Genomic DNA, 13661 nt, shown 5'->3' with positions numbered 1-13661 from the left:
GGAGAGAGGAAAAAATGACGACGACACCCCGCAGCATCCGGGACCTGCCCGCGTACTTCGCGCAGGGCCACCGCCCCGAATACCTGCTGTTCTGGGGCCATCGCCCCCCGAAGACCGGCGTGAACAAGAGCTGCTTCAGCCAATGGTTCGAGGCGGAATTCACCGTCGACGGCACGCGCTACCGAACGGCCGAGCATTTCATGATGGCCGGCAAGGCACGCCTGTTCGGCGACGCGGAAACCTGCGAACAGATCCTCTCCGCCCGCACGCCGGACGACGCCAAGAAACTCGGCCGCAAGATCCGCGGCTTCGACGAAGCGGCCTGGGTGGCTGCGCGCCTCGACATCGTGACGCGCGGCAACATCGAGAAGTTCGGGCAAAACCCGGCTCTGGGCGCCTTCCTGCTCGGTACGGGCAACCAGGTGCTGGTGGAGGCCAGCCCGGTCGATGCCATCTGGGGCATCGGGCGAGCAGCCACCGATCCCGCAGCACAGGACCCGCGCGAATGGAAGGGGCTCAACCTGCTGGGCTTCGCGCTGATGGCTGCGCGCGATGCGCTGAGGCAACCACGATGAACGACGTCGAACGCTATCAGGGCTGCCTGCTCGGCCTGGCCTGCGGTGATGCAGTAGGCACCACGGTCGAGTTCCGCTCGCGCGGCAGTTTCGCGCCCGTCACCGGCATGCAGGGTGGCGGTCCGTTCGGGTTGATCGCAGGCGAATGGACCGACGACACCTCGATGGCGTTGTGCCTGGCGGCAAGCCTCATCCATTGCAAGGGCTTCGACGCGGTCGACCAGATGAACCGCTATTGCAACTGGCGCAGCGTGGGCTACCTGAGCAGCACCGGAAACTGCTTCGACATCGGCCTGACGGTATCGGGCGCCCTCACCCGCTATCTCGCGTCCGGCGATCCGTTCGCGGGCGACCCCGACCCGCGCACGGCAGGCAACGGCGCGCTCATGCGGCTCGCCCCGGTGCCGATGTTCTATGCCGCCAGCGCGCCAGCCACCTGGAAGCAGGCCGGAGAAAGCACCCGCACCACGCACGGCGCGCAGGAGGCCATAGAGTGCTCGCAGCTCTTTGCGCTGCAGCTGCGCTCGGCGCTGCGCGGCGAGGACAAGGCCGCGATCCTTTCGACCGAGCCGCTCGCGCCGCTGAGCGCGAAGGTCGCGGCGCTGGCGGGCAGCGGCTACGCCTCGAAGCCCGTCGAGCAGATCAGGGGATCGGGCTACTGCGTCGAGTCGCTCGAAGCAGCACTCTGGTGCTTCGCGAACACCGGCTCCTTCGAAGAAGCCGTGCTTGCCGCCGCCAACCTCGGCGACGACGCGGACACCACGGCGGCGATCTGCGGTCAGCTCGCGGGCGCCTTCTACGGCGTAGGTGGCATTCCGCGCGACTGGCTCGACAAGCTCGTCATGCGCGACGACATCGAACGGATGGCCGGAAAGCTGCTGACGCTGGCAGGCTGAGCCCGCCGATCACTCCTGCGTCACAGCGGCCGCCTCCCCCACCCGCCGCCCATCGAGCTGACTGCCCCCCTGCATCAGCGACACCGCAACCACCGCGTTCGACGCATCCCTGCGAAACACCAGCTGCGCCCCGATGGCGGTCACCGCAAAGCGATCGTTGCCCGTGGGCGTGAGGGCGTTGTAGCCACGCCCCGTCTCGCGCACCAGCAGCCGGCCGTTGCGCACGGTGAAGCTCAGCGACTGGGTCTTCGTCACGCGGTACTCGCCCCTGTACTCGTCGAGCCGCTTCGCATCGAGGGGCACTTCCGTGGTCGGCACCGGGTAGCGGCTCTTGCCGATGGCGAGCATCACGCCCTGCATCGGCGCGCGCGCATTGCTGCTGAGCACGATCAACGCCTCGCCGGTGTCGGGCGCCAGCAGCCACAGCGTGCGGTAGCCCTCGGTGACTCCCGGGTGGTAGTAGGTACGCCGGCCGCCCTCGGGCCCGCGCACCATCACCGCATAGCCGATCTCGGCGCCCTCGTAGCGCGCCAGCGGCGTGAGCATGCGCGCGGCGGCCGGGCCCAGCGGGCCTCCGGCACCGGCGAGGATGGCGCGGCTGAAGGTCATCATGTCGGCGGCTGTGGAACGCAGCGCGCTGGCCGGCGCGTAGGCCAGCATGTCGAACAGCGGCTGGCGGCGGTCGCCGGCGAAGGCCGGGGCCATGCGCGAGGCCTTGTCGCCGAGCGGGATCACGGTGTCGTTCATGCCCAGCGGCTCGGTGATGCGCGCGCGCACCAGCTCGCCCCATGAGGTGTCGTAGTGCTCGGCGAGCAGCTGGCCGAGCAGCGCCATGCCGAAGTTGCTGTACGCGCCCTCGCACGGCGGCGCGGCAGCCGTGAGCCTGATGCGCGCGAGCGCGGCCCAGAACATGGGCTTGTCGTAGGTTCGGAACTGCTCGGCAAGCGGTGCGCCGCCGGTCACGCCGTCGGCCATCACAGGCATGCAGCCGGTGTGCGTGACAAGCTGGCGCAGCGTGACCGAGGCCACCGCGGGCGCGAGTCCGTCGACCTTGCCGGCCAGCAGCCTGCCCACGGTGTCCTCGAGCTTCAGGTCGCCGCGCTGCACCGCCTGCGCGAGCAGCAGGCCGGTGAACACCTTGGTGACGGAACCGATCTCGAACATCGGCTGCTCTGCGCTGCTGGCCGCGATGGCGCGCGGCGCCGACGGCGGCTCGGGGTTGTAGGCGGCGCCATAGGCTGCCTGGCCGTTGCGCAGCGTCCCCACCACCAGCGTGCCCCGCTCCGCGCCGAGCGCGGCCCTGGCCAGGACGCCCGGATCGCTCGCCAGCGTCAGAGGCTGCTGCTGTGGCTGTGCGACGGCATTGCCGGCCAGGAGCAACGGAACGAGGAGCCAGGCCGCGAGCCGGGATCGGTACAGCAGCAGGGCATGGGGCAGGAGCCGCATCGTCGGATTCCTCAGGCGTCGTCGAAGAGCCCCATCGTGCCACGGCCGGGCAACACCCCACGCGCCGCGACGACAATGGTCCGATGCGCGCATTGCTCGGCACCTTCTCCTGGCAGGAACTCCGCCACCACCCCTGGCGCAACGCGGCGGCCGTGCTGGCCGTGATGCTGGGCGTGGCGCTGGCGTTCTCGGTACAGCTGATCAACGCGTCGGCGCTCGACGAGTTCTCGAGCGCGGTGCGCTCGGTCAACGGCGAGCCCGACCTGGAAGTGCGCGCCGTGCAGGGCGGCTTCGACGAGGCGGTGTTCGCACGGCTGGCCCGGCATCCGCAGGTGGCGCTGGCGAGCCCCGTGGTCGAGTTCCAGGGCCTGGCGCTGGCCGGCGAGCGCCAGGTGCCGATCCGCGTGATCGGCATCGACGCACTGGTGCTGCTGACCATCGCACCCGCGCTGATGCCGCAGGCGGCGGCGGGTGTGGACCGCTTCGCGCTCTTCGCGCCCGGTCATGTGTTCCTCAACCTCGCGGCGCGCGACGCGCTCGGCCTGCCCGCCCAGGCATCCGGCGAAGGCGCGGCGGAGACGGTGCAGCTGCGCAGCGACGATGCCTGGCACAAGCTGGCGGTGGCCGGCCACGTGGCCGCCGGTGGCAAGGCGCTCGCGGTGATGGACATCGCGGCGGCGCAGGAGCTCTTCGGCCGCATCGGCCAGCTCAGCCGCATCGACCTGCGCCTGGCGCCCGGCACCGACAGGGCCGCATTCATGGCCTCGCTGCAGAAGTCGCCGGACTGGCCCGCGGGCGTGCAGTTCGCCGAGCCCGGCGATGCGGCGCAGCGTGTGAGCAACCTGTCGCGCGCCTACCGCGTGAATCTCACGGTGCTGGCGCTGGTGGCGCTGTTCACGGGCGCGTTCCTGGTGTTCTCGGTGCTGGCGCTCAGCGTGGCCAAGCGCGCGCAGCAGTTCGCGCTGCTCGGCGTGCTCGGGCTCACGCCGCGCGAGCGGCTGCGGCTGGTGCTTGCCGAGTCGCTGGTGCTGGGGCTGATCGGCAGCGTTGCCGGCCTTGCACTCGGCACGGCGCTGGCGGCCTTCGCGCTGCGCGTTCTGGGCGGCGACCTGGGCGGCGGCTATTTCGAAGGCGTGGCGCCCACGCTGCACTGGAGCGCGGGCGCGGCCCTGCTCTACGGCGGCCTGGGCGTGCTGGCCGCGCTGGTCGGCGGCTGGTGGCCCGCACGCGCGGCGCAGGCGCTGCCCGAGGCGCAGACGCTCAAGGGCCTGGGCGCGGCGCCCACGCAAGGCAACGGCCACTGGCTGGCGCTTGGCCTGATCGCACTGGGCGCGGTGCTCGCCAACCTGCCGGCCATCGGCGGCATTCCGGTGGCGGCATACCTGTCGGTCGCCTGCCTGCTGGTGGGCGGCATCACCGCCCTGCCCTGGCTGATCGCGCTGCTGTACGACCGCGTCGCCCCGCTGTTCGCGCAGCGCGTGCTGCCGATGCTGGCCGTGGAGCGCGCACGGCGCATGCGCGGCACGGCCGCCGTGGCAGTGAGCGGCGTGGTCGCGAGCCTGAGCCTCGCCGTCGCGCTCACGGTGATGGTCGCGAGCTTCCGCGACTCGGTGACGCACTGGCTCGACGTGGTGCTGCCCGCCGACCTGTACGTGCGCGCCACCTCGGGCGGGCGCGGCGGCAACAGCGGTAGCGGCAGCAGCACCGACACGGCGACCTTTTCTCCGGCCTTCGTGCAATCGCTGGCGCAGCTGCCGGGCGTGGCGCGCACGGGCACGCTGCGCACGCAGCCGCTGCAGCTGGATGCGGCGCGGCCCGCCGTGACGCTGATCGCGCGCAGCCTGGAAGGCGGAGCGGCGCAATCGCTGCCGCTCGTGGGCGCGGCATTGCCCGTGCCCGATGGACAGATCGGCATCTACGTGAGCGAGCCGATGGTGGAGCTCTACGGCGCGAAGCCGGGCACGGTGTTCGCGCCGCTGTCTGCTGCGATGGGCATGCCGGCTGGCACAGGGAAGGCGCAGAGCTTTTTCGTGGCCGGGGTGTGGCGCGACTACGCGCGGCAGTTCGGAGCGGTCACGATGGATGCGCGCGACTACGAGCGCATCACCGGCGAGCGCAACGTGAGCGACGTGGCGCTGTCGCTCGCGCCCGGCGCATCGGAAGGCGCGGTGCAGGCGGCGGTGCGCGACCTGGCGGCGCGCGCGGGCGGCACGTCGTCCGGGTCCGTCGAGATCGCATCGGTGGGACAGATCCGCGCGACCTCGCTGCGCATCTTCGACCGCAGCTTCGCCGTGACCTACTGGCTGCAGGCGGTGGCCATCGCCATCGGCCTGTTCGGCATCGCCGCGAGCTTCAGCGCGCAGGTGCTGGCGCGGCGCAAGGAATTCGGGCTGCTCGCGCACCTCGGCTTCACGCGACGGCAGGTGCTGGCGGTGGTGGCCGGCGAAGGCGCGGCGTGGACCGCCATCGGCGCCGTGGCAGGGTTGGGACTCGGGCTGGCTGTGTCCGTGGTGCTGGTGAAGGTGGTGAACCCGCAGAGCTTCCACTGGACGATGGACCTTCTGGTGCCCTGGGAGCGCCTGCTGGCGCTGTGCGGCGCGGTGGTGGCCGCGGGGACTGTCACGGCCTGGCTGGCAGGCCGGGCCGCCGCGGGCAAGGACGTGGTGCTGGCGGTGAAGGAAGACTGGTAGGCGGCGCTGCCTCCGCCGCCGGTCAGCGGCCGGGCTCGCCGTTCCAGTCGATCAGGCCGGTGCCGCTCCAGTGGCCGAAGGAGCTCAGGTCCATCTTCGGCCGCGCGATGCGGCGCCAGGTGTCGACCATGTGCATGACGCGGATGTCGTCGAACACGATCACGACGTGCGGCGCGAGCTTCAGCGTATCGAGGTTGGCGAGGATGCGGGCCTCCGTGTGCCCGTCCTTCGGGCCGTCGACGAAGATCAGGTCGGCCGATTCGAACAGCGCGCGGGGTGCGGCTCGATGCCGCCGGGCGCTGAAATGTCGTGCAGCACCTGCCGCGCGCGGCCGCTCTCGAAGTCGGACGGCGCGAGCCAGGTGTCGTCGAAAGTCTCCCAGCCCAGCAGGTCGAAGGTCGTCACCGACGCGGCAGGCGGCAACTCCTGCATCAGTGCCAGCGTGCCCATGCCGGTGAAGGTGCCGACCTCGATCACCGTGCGTGGCCGCAGCGTGCGCACCAGCGCCGCAAGCAGGCGGTAGTGCTCGCCCGGCCAGGTGTCGAACCAGTGAGGCTCCCTGGAAGGTCGCCCCTCGTAGATCGACAGCGCCAGCTTACGAGCCGCCGCGCAGGCGTCGAGCGCGACATCCATCAGGCGTGCTGTGGGGCGCGCGGGCTCGTCATCCATGCTCGCGATGATCGTGGCTTCCTTGTGGCGCGCGGGCACCGCAGCGAAGATCCGGTTGAACTCGTCGAAGGTCATGGTTCGGGCATGGAAAGAAAGGCCGCCGAAGTCTAAGAGCGCGGCCCCCGCATCTCAGCGCGCCGGCGTCAATTGAATCCGCTCGACCGTCTCTTTTTCCACGGCGCTGCGGCTGTAGACCAGCGGCACGTACTTGCCTTCGAGCCACAGCGGCGCCAGGTCGCGGTAGTTCGGGCTCTCGGGGTTGCCCGACTGGCCCGGTGTGTTGATGACCCGCGAGGCGTCCCAGTTGCCCACGTCCAGCACCATGCGGAAGGATGCGCCCGCCGTCAGCCGGTAGTCGCTGGCCCGGTAGGTAGCCGCCATCGGCGTGAAGGAAGACCCGGACATCGGCCAGTCGCCCACGTCGAGCTTCTTGCGCGTGGCGGCGTCGACCACGCCGCCGAGCGGATGGCGGAACTCGGCGCGGTGCAGCGCGCCCCACTTCCAGGCTGCAGGGTCGGGGCCCAGCTTGGTCGTGAGCTCCTGCATCGCCGCAGGCAGGGTCTTGAGCAGCAGCGCGTCGCGCTGCTCGTTGGTGACCCAGCCGAACGGGTTCTCCAGCAGCAGCACCATGCGCGTGTTGTCGCCGGGCGCGGCCAGCGCGGCACCGGCATCGCCCGCGCCGGCCTTGAGCACTGCGGCGCGCAGCGGCTTGCTGCTCCACACCTCGTACAGCGCGGCGGCCGCGCTGTCGCGGTCCATGGTGCCGTCCCAGCCCTGCAGCATGCGCAGCGCGGTGGCCGTCTGCATATCGTCGCTGCGAAGGCCGGCCAGCAGCTTCAGCACGCGCTGCGCGGGCGTGGCGACGATGTCGTTCTGCATGCGCTCCGAGTCTTCGACCGAGAAGCGCGAGCCCGCCGCCACCTTGGCCGCGAACAACTCCTTGAGCCGCCGCGCACGCGCCGCGTCGCTCCACTCGTAGCCCACGCCCTTCTTCGCGGCGGGGTGGTCCGGCGGAATGTTGTTCTCGTTGGCGGTCACCACGTAGCCGCGCGCCGGGTTGAACTCCGAAGGCAGTTCGTCGCCGTTGCGGAAGCCCGACCACTCGTAGCGGCCATCGCCCGGCACCGGCATCAGCCCGTCCCAGTTGGGGCGGATGGGCGTGAGGCCACCGGGAATCCAGCCGACGTTGCCGCTGGTGTCGGCATACACCTGGTTCTCGCCCGGTGCGCCCCAGCGGTTCATCGCCGCGCGGAACTGGTCCCAGTTGCGCGCGCGCATGTAATCCATCGAGCCGAAGTACGGCGCCATGCCGGGTTCCAGCCAGGCCGCGCGCAGTGCAAACGCACGCTGCTTGCCGGGCTCGGCGAGCAGCACCGGGCCATGGCGCGTGAAGGTATTGACCACCTCGCGCGGCGCACTCTCGCCCTTGACCGCGATGCGCTCGGTGACGCGCACCATCGGCTCCCAGCGGCCCTGGTAGCGGTACTCGTTGGGGTTGCGAGGATTCAGCTGGTACACGTACAGGTCTTCCTGGTCCATGTAGAAGCGCGTTAGGCCGAAGGCGATGGTGCCGTTGTGGCCGATCGACAAGCCCGGCAGGAAGGGTTCGCCCGCGCCGATGACGTCCATGCCCGGCGCACTCAGGTGCGACATGTAGCGCAGGCTCGGTGCGCCGTGCGCGCGATGCGGGTCGTTGGCCAGGATGGGCCGGCCGGTCGAGGTGAGCTTCGGCGAGATCACCCAGTTGTTGCTGCCATAGGCTCCTGTCGGGTCGCCTTGCGATGCCTGCTGCAGTTCTTCCGCCGCATCGGTGCCTGGCTGCAGGCTCGCCACGGTCGCTGCGAGCTTCGTGTTGGTCTTGGTGAACTGCGGGCCTTCGGTTGCACGCAGGTAGGCGGCGCGCAACTCGACGGCCGGGATGGTGCACGGATCGAGCCCCTGCGGCACGCGCGGGTTGACCGGCGGATCGAGCTCGCGGCGCAGCCAGTCGGCCTTGATGCCTGGGCCGCCGGCGCAGAAGGCCCGCGCACGGTCGATCTCGGATGTGAAGTTGAGCGTGAGGCCATGGTGCCGGATGCGCACCACGTCCTCGGGCGCCCACATCGCGGGCTGATAGCCCAGCAGCGCGAACTCCGGCGGCAGCAGCGAGGGCTGCGCACGCACCTGTGCCACGTAGGCGTTGACGCCCGCCGTGAATGCTTCGGCCACGCGCTTGGCGTCGGAACCATAGGCCAGCCACTCGCGGTACATGTCGCCGCGATAGAGCACGGCGCGCGCGGCGCGGTCATTCTCGACCCAGGCGGGGCCGAAGTCCTTCGCCATCTCGCCGAGACCGCGCTTGCGCCAGAGGTCCATCTGCCAGAGCCGGTCGCGCGCGGCGATGAAGCCCTGCGCCACGAAGGCGTCGTAGAGCGTGCCCGCGTAGAGATGCGGCACGCCCCAGCGGTCGACCAGCACCTCGGCCGGCTTCTCGAGGCCGGGCACGGCGAACGACGAGGGAGGACGCGCGGGCGTCTGCGAATCAGGAGGCCCCGACGCACAGCCCGCGAGCGCGAGGGCCGCGAGTGCAACGACACCGAAGGAATGCCTTTGACCTAACGAGCGCCGCGATACCGGGCGCAGGTTTCTTCTTTTCATGTGACTCGTCTCCTGCCTTGTCTTGTTCGTTGATGGATGGCAGCGAACAGTATCCCGATTTGCACGCTTCGTGGGAGTGGCGAGGCATGACTTGTAGACTGGCGCACCATGCAGCAGACACCGCCTTCCTCCTCCTGCGGCAGCTGGCTCGACGGCGCCATCCGCCGCATCGAGGCCGACTACCAGCGCAGCGCAGACACGCACCTGATCCCGCTGCCCCTGCCCTCGCTCGCGGCGCGCGGAATCGACCTGTACCTGAAGGACGAGTCCACGCACCCGACCGGCAGCCTCAAGCACCGGCTCGCACGTTCGCTCTTCCTCTATGCGCTGTGCAACGGCTGGGTGCGCGAGGGCACGACCATCGTCGAGGCATCGAGCGGCTCGACCGCGGTGAGCGAGGCCTACTTCGCGCGGCTGCTGGGCCTGCCCTTCATCCCGGTGATGCCCCGCAGCACCTCGCCAGAGAAGGTCGCGCAGATCGCGTTCTACGGCGCGAGCTGCCACTTCGTCGACCATGCCGCGCAGGTGTACGAAGAAGCCCGCGCGCTGGCCGAGCGCACCGGTGGCCACTACATGGACCAGTTCACATATGCCGAGCGCGCGACCGACTGGCGCGGCAACAACAACATTGCAGAGAGCATGTTCCAGCAGATGTCGCGCGAGCGGCATCCGGTGCCGAAGTGGATCGTGGTGGGCGCGGGCACGGGCGGCACCAGCGCGACCATCGGGCGCTACCTGCACTACCGCTGCCACGACACGCGGGTGCTGGTGGCCGACCCCGAGGGCTCGGTGTTCTCGGCCTATCACCGCACGGGCGACGCCACGCTGACGGCGCCCGGCTCGCGCATCGAGGGCATCGGCCGCCCGCGCGTGGAGCCGAGCTTCATCCGCACGCTGGTCGACCGGATGATCGAAGTGCCGAACCTCGACTCGGTGGCTGCCATGCTTTCGCTGTCGGCGCTGCTGGGCCGCAAGGTAGGGCCGTCGACCGGCACCAACTTCGTCGGCATGCTGGCCGTGGCGCAGGAGATGCGCGCGGCGGGCGAGCAAGGCTCCATTCTTTCGCTGCTGTGCGATTCCGGCGAGCGCTACCTGCCGAGCTACCACGACGCGGCATGGGTGAAGAACGCCTTCGGCGACATCGGACCAGCGCAGCAGCGCATCGACGCGCTGGTGGCGTCGTGATGTCTTCCATGCCAAGGCTGCTGTCGCGCCGCAGCCTGCTGCTGGCGGCGCTCGCGACGGGGCCGCTTGCGGCCTGGGGCTTGCCCGAGCGCCGGCTGGAGTTTCCGCGCGACTTCGGCAGCCACCCCGACCTGCACACCGAGTGGTGGTACATCACCGGCCACGCGAAGACGCCGGCGGGGCGCGAGTTCGGCTTCCAGGTGACCTTCTTCCGCTCGCGCGTCGAGGCCACGATGGGCATGCGCTCGGCCTTCGCCGCGAAGCATCTCGTGTTCGCGCATGCGGCCATCACCGACCTCGAAGGCCGCGTGCTGCTTCACGACCAGCGCATCGCACGCGCCGGCTTCGGCGTGGCGGAGGCGAGCGCGAGCGACACCGACGTGCGCATCCGCGACTGGTCGCTGGTGCGGGAGAACGGCCTCTACCTTGCGCGCATCCCGGCCGGCGAATTCGCTCTCGACCTTCGCTTCACGCCCACGCAGCCGGTGCTGCTGCAGGGCAACGCCGGCCTCTCGCGCAAGGGCCCCGAAGAGTCGCAGGCGAGCTACTACTACAGCGAACCGCAACTCAAGGCACAGGGCAAGCTCACGCTCAAGGGGCAGGCCTTCGACATCTCGGGCAGCGCATGGCTGGACCACGAATGGAGCGAGGCGCTGATGCACCCCGAGGCCGTAGGCTGGGACTGGATCGGCATGAACCTTGACGACGGCAGCGCCCTCACCGCCTTCCACTTGCGGCGCCGCGACGGCAGCGCGCTGTGGGCCGGCGGCTCGTTCCGCCAGCGCGACGGCACGGCACGCATCTTCAAGAGCGACGAAGTGCGTTTCGAAAGCCTCCAGACCTGGGACAGCCCCCGCACACAGGCGAAGTACCCCACGAAATGGCGCGTACAGACACCCGCCGGCGGCTTCGAAGTGCACGCCCTGCTCGACGACCAGGAACTGGACAGCCGCGGCTCCACAGGCGGCGTCTACTGGGAGGGCCTGAGCGACCTGCTCGACGCACAGGGACGCCGTGTAGGACGCGGCTACCTGGAGATGACAGGCTACGCCTCACCGCTGAAGCTGTAACTGTTGTAGCGGCAGACAAGAGCTGACAACCGAACCACTCGCACGCGCGTTGGGAAAATTTCCCAGAACCATCCAAAAGCAGAGGAGCCCACCATGAAAACCCGAATCGCAATGCTGGCCGCGGCCGGCGCTCTCTCCATCCTCGCAAGCCCGCTGGCCGCCAACGCGCAGGTCTCGGTCAACATCAACGTCCCCGGACTGGTAATGACGGCCCCGCCCCCGCCGCGCTACGAGCCCCTGCCCCCGCCGCGCGGCGGCTTTGTCTGGGTGCCGGGCCGCTGGGCCTGGGACGGCCGTGCCTATGCATGGCATGCGGGCGGCTGGCAACCGGCGCGCGCGGGCTACGTGTATGCACCGGGCCGCTGGATCGAGGACCGCGGCGGCTGGCGCTGGAACGACGGCGACTGGCGCCGCGAAGCCCGCCGTGAGGCACGACGCGAACGCGAGTGGGAAGAAGACCGCCGCCATGACCGCTACGAGCGCGATCACCGGCACGGCCACGACCGCGGCGATTTCTGCCCGCCCGGCCAGGCCAAGAAGGGCAACTGCTGAGGCGCAAGCCCGCAGAGCCCTCAACGAAAAAGGGAGCCGGAAGGCTCCCTTTTTTGTTTGTCCGCGTCCTACTTCGCCCGTCGCCGGTCGAGGAACGCGATGATCTCGCCCATGATCCCCTTGCGGAAGGCCAGCACGCAGATCACGAAGATCAGGCCCGTGACCATGGTCACCGACTCGCCCAGCGTGTTGAACCAGTCGATGGTGGTGATGCGCGCAAGGAAGTTGCCGAGTTCGCCGATCTTGTTCTCCAGCAGCACCACCACGGCCGCGCCCACCAGCGGGCCCGAGAGCGTGCCGAGGCCGCCCACCAGCGTCATCAGGATGACCTGGCCCGAGGCTGTCCAGTGCACGTCCGACAGCGTGGCGAAGCCCAGCACCAGCGTCTTGAGCGAACCGGCCAGCCCCGACAGCGCCGCCGAGATCACGAAGGCCAGCAGCTTGAAGCGGCTCACGTCGTAGCCCAGCGAGAGCGCGCGCGGCTCGTTCTCCTTGATGCCCTTCAGCACCTGGCCGAAGGGCGAGTGGATGGTGCGCACGATCAGCAGGAAGGCCGCCACCACGACGACCAGCGCGACGTAGTACATCGTGAGGTCATTCGACAGGTCAAGCACGCCGAACAGCTTGCCGCGCGGCACGCCCTGCAGGCCGTCTTCGCCGCCTGTGAACTTGGCCTGCAGCGCGACGAAGAACATCATCTGCGCGAGTGCCAGCGTGATCATCGCGAAGTAGATGCCCTGCCGGCGGATCGCCAGCACGCCGAAGACCCAGCCGAGAAAGGCGCCGGTGAGCGTGCCCGCGATCAGGCCCAGCTCGGGCGTGAGGCCCCAGACCTTGATCGCCTGCCCCGCGACGTACGCGGAGCCGCCGAGGAAGGCCGCATGCCCGAAGGACAGCAAGCCGGTGAAGCCCAGCAGCAGGTTGAAGGCCGCGGCGAAGAGCGCGAAGCACATGAGCTTCATCACGAACACCGGGTAGGCGCCGAAGAACGGTGCCAGGACCAGTGCGAGAAGCAGCAGTGCGTAGACGACGGTGGAGATTTTTTTCGTGTTCATGCCGCGCGTCTTATTTTTCTTTGCCGAACAGGCCGGCGGGGCGGATGAGCAGCACGATGACCATGATCACGAACACAACCGTGGAGGAAGCCTCTGGATAGAAAACCTTGGTGAGCCCTTCGATCACGCCGAGCCCGAGGCCCGTGAGGATGGCCCCCATGATCGAGCCCATGCCGCCGATCACGACCACGGCGAACACCACGATGATGAGGTTCTGTCCCATCAGCGGCGAGACCTGGATGACCGGCGCGGCCAGCACGCCGGCGAAGGCGGCGAGCGCACAGCCGAAGGCGTAGGTCAGCGTGATCATCAGCGGCACGTTGACGCCGAAGGCCTCCACGAGGCGCGGGTTCTCGGTACCGGCGCGCAGGTAGGCGCCGATACGCGTCTTCTCGATCACGTACCAGGTGGCGAAGCACACCACCAGCGATGCGACGACCACCCAGGCGCGGTAGTTGGGCAGCACCATGAAGCCCAGGTCGGTGGCGCTCGAGAGCGCATCGGGCGCGTCGTAGGGCAGGCCCGAGACGCCGTAGACCGAGCGGAACACGCCCTCGATCAGCAGCGTGAGGCCCAGCGTGAGCAGCAGGCCGTAGAGATGGTCCAGCTTGTAGATCCAGCGCAGCAGCAGCCGCTCGATGAGCACGCCGAAGATGCCGATGACGACAGGCGCCGCGATCAGCATCACCCAGTAGTTGATGCCGAGATACTCCATCGCCATCCACGTCAGAACGGCGCCGAGCATGAACAGCGCGCCGTGCGCGAAGTTGATGACGTTGAGCAGGCCGAAGATCACCGCCAGCCCGAGGCTCAGGATGGCGTAGAAGGAGCCGTTGACCAGCCCCAGCAGGAGCTGGCTCAACAGAGCGGGAAGGGAAATGTTCAT

General features: G+C 69.5%; 12 protein-coding genes. 6 read left to right on the top strand and 6 right to left on the bottom strand.

Annotated features, from left to right (window positions below; all coding sequences use genetic code 11):
* Nucleotides 1-14 precede the first annotated feature (14 nt).
* On the top strand, nucleotides 15-575 hold the full coding sequence (locus EJO71_RS16515) for an NADAR family protein (protein ID WP_125949985.1): 561 nt from the start codon (nucleotides 15-17) through the stop codon (nucleotides 573-575).
* Nucleotides 572-1471 carry an ADP-ribosylglycohydrolase family protein gene (locus EJO71_RS16510; protein WP_125949986.1) on the top strand — a complete coding sequence of 300 codons (900 nt, stop codon included), beginning with the start codon at nucleotides 572-574 and terminating at the stop codon, nucleotides 1469-1471. The genes EJO71_RS16515 and EJO71_RS16510 overlap by 4 nt, the downstream gene beginning before the upstream one ends.
* Nucleotides 1472-1480: 9 nt before the next feature.
* On the opposite strand, the gene EJO71_RS16505 is transcribed toward EJO71_RS16510, so the two are convergent.
* Complete coding sequence (locus EJO71_RS16505) at nucleotides 1481-2917, bottom strand: serine hydrolase domain-containing protein (RefSeq protein WP_125949987.1); 1437 nt, start codon at nucleotides 2915-2917, stop codon at nucleotides 1481-1483.
* Between the two features lie 83 nt (nucleotides 2918-3000).
* Between EJO71_RS16505 and EJO71_RS16500 the strand changes: the two genes are divergently transcribed.
* On the top strand, nucleotides 3001-5607 hold the full coding sequence (locus tag EJO71_RS16500; RefSeq protein ID WP_125949988.1) for an ABC transporter permease: 2607 nt from the start codon (nucleotides 3001-3003) through the stop codon (nucleotides 5605-5607).
* 22 nt (nucleotides 5608-5629) lie between these two features.
* Here the strand turns inward: EJO71_RS16500 and EJO71_RS34355 are convergent, their stop codons facing one another.
* From EJO71_RS34355 to EJO71_RS16490, 3 genes are all read right to left on the bottom strand, one after another.
* Nucleotides 5630-5770 carry a hypothetical protein gene (locus EJO71_RS34355; RefSeq protein WP_164546837.1) on the bottom strand — a complete coding sequence of 47 codons (141 nt, stop codon included), beginning with the start codon at nucleotides 5768-5770 and terminating at the stop codon, nucleotides 5630-5632.
* Nucleotides 5771-5853: 83 nt separating this feature from the next.
* Nucleotides 5854-6351 carry a hypothetical protein gene (locus EJO71_RS34350; protein ID WP_164546838.1) on the bottom strand — a complete coding sequence of 166 codons (498 nt, stop codon included), beginning with the start codon at nucleotides 6349-6351 and terminating at the stop codon, nucleotides 5854-5856.
* Nucleotides 6352-6405: 54 nt separating this feature from the next.
* Nucleotides 6406-8913 (bottom strand): penicillin acylase family protein, encoded by a 2508-nt coding sequence (locus tag EJO71_RS16490; RefSeq protein ID WP_125949990.1) that lies wholly within the window; start codon nucleotides 8911-8913, stop codon nucleotides 6406-6408.
* Nucleotides 8914-9021: 108 nt separating this feature from the next.
* Here EJO71_RS16490 and EJO71_RS16485 point away from each other — a divergent pair, with 108 nt between their 5' ends.
* The 3 genes from EJO71_RS16485 to EJO71_RS16475 all read left to right on the top strand — a co-directional run bounded on the left by EJO71_RS16485 (nucleotide 9022) and on the right by EJO71_RS16475 (nucleotide 11720).
* Nucleotides 9022-10098 (top strand): PLP-dependent cysteine synthase family protein, encoded by a 1077-nt coding sequence (locus tag EJO71_RS16485; RefSeq protein WP_125949991.1) that lies wholly within the window; start codon nucleotides 9022-9024, stop codon nucleotides 10096-10098.
* Nucleotides 10099-10106: 8 nt separating this feature from the next.
* Nucleotides 10107-11168 (top strand): carotenoid 1,2-hydratase, encoded by a 1062-nt coding sequence (locus EJO71_RS16480; protein ID WP_171022567.1) that lies wholly within the window; start codon nucleotides 10107-10109, stop codon nucleotides 11166-11168.
* Nucleotides 11169-11261: 93 nt separating this feature from the next.
* The gene (locus EJO71_RS16475) at nucleotides 11262-11720 is read left to right on the top strand and encodes a YXWGXW repeat-containing protein (RefSeq protein WP_125949993.1); all 459 of its coding nucleotides are present in this window, start codon (nucleotides 11262-11264) and stop codon (nucleotides 11718-11720) included.
* A gap of 68 nt (nucleotides 11721-11788) precedes the next feature.
* On the opposite strand, the gene EJO71_RS16470 is transcribed toward EJO71_RS16475, so the two are convergent.
* Together EJO71_RS16470 and EJO71_RS16465 are read right to left on the bottom strand one after the other, a co-directional pair.
* A complete protein-coding gene (locus EJO71_RS16470) occupies nucleotides 11789-12775 on the bottom strand; it encodes a branched-chain amino acid ABC transporter permease (RefSeq protein WP_125949994.1) in 987 nt (328 codons plus the stop codon).
* 10 nt (nucleotides 12776-12785) lie between these two features.
* Nucleotides 12786-13661, bottom strand: coding sequence for a branched-chain amino acid ABC transporter permease (locus EJO71_RS16465; protein ID WP_125949995.1), 876 nt, complete (start codon nucleotides 13659-13661; stop codon nucleotides 12786-12788).

Origin of the sequence: Variovorax sp. 679 (assembly GCF_003952185.1) — a bacterium.
Taxonomy (GTDB): Bacteria; Pseudomonadota; Gammaproteobacteria; order Burkholderiales; family Burkholderiaceae_C; genus Variovorax.
This window is presented reverse-complemented; position numbering and strand designations above follow the sequence as displayed.

Bases quoted from the DNA above. Each gene is read 5' to 3' on its own strand.
- EJO71_RS16515 (WP_125949985.1), top strand. From the start codon at position 15: ATGACGACGACACCCCGCAGCATCCGGGACCTGCCCGCGTACTTCGCG.
- EJO71_RS16510 (WP_125949986.1), top strand. From the start codon at position 572: ATGAACGACGTCGAACGCTATCAGGGCTGCCTGCTCGGCCTGGCCTGC.
- EJO71_RS16505 (WP_125949987.1), bottom strand. From the start codon at position 2,917: ATGCGGCTCCTGCCCCATGCCCTGCTGCTGTACCGATCCCGGCTCGCG.
- EJO71_RS16500 (WP_125949988.1), top strand. From the start codon at position 3,001: ATGCGCGCATTGCTCGGCACCTTCTCCTGGCAGGAACTCCGCCACCAC.
- EJO71_RS34350 (WP_164546838.1), bottom strand. From the start codon at position 6,351: ATGACCTTCGACGAGTTCAACCGGATCTTCGCTGCGGTGCCCGCGCGC.
- EJO71_RS16490 (WP_125949990.1), bottom strand. From the start codon at position 8,913: ATGAAAAGAAGAAACCTGCGCCCGGTATCGCGGCGCTCGTTAGGTCAA.
- EJO71_RS16485 (WP_125949991.1), top strand. From the start codon at position 9,022: ATGCAGCAGACACCGCCTTCCTCCTCCTGCGGCAGCTGGCTCGACGGC.
- EJO71_RS16480 (WP_171022567.1), top strand. From the start codon at position 10,107: ATGCCAAGGCTGCTGTCGCGCCGCAGCCTGCTGCTGGCGGCGCTCGCG.
- EJO71_RS16475 (WP_125949993.1), top strand. From the start codon at position 11,262: ATGAAAACCCGAATCGCAATGCTGGCCGCGGCCGGCGCTCTCTCCATC.
- EJO71_RS16470 (WP_125949994.1), bottom strand. From the start codon at position 12,775: ATGAACACGAAAAAAATCTCCACCGTCGTCTACGCACTGCTGCTTCTC.
- EJO71_RS16465 (WP_125949995.1), bottom strand. From the start codon at position 13,661: ATGAACATTTCCCTTCCCGCTCTGTTGAGCCAGCTCCTGCTGGGGCTG.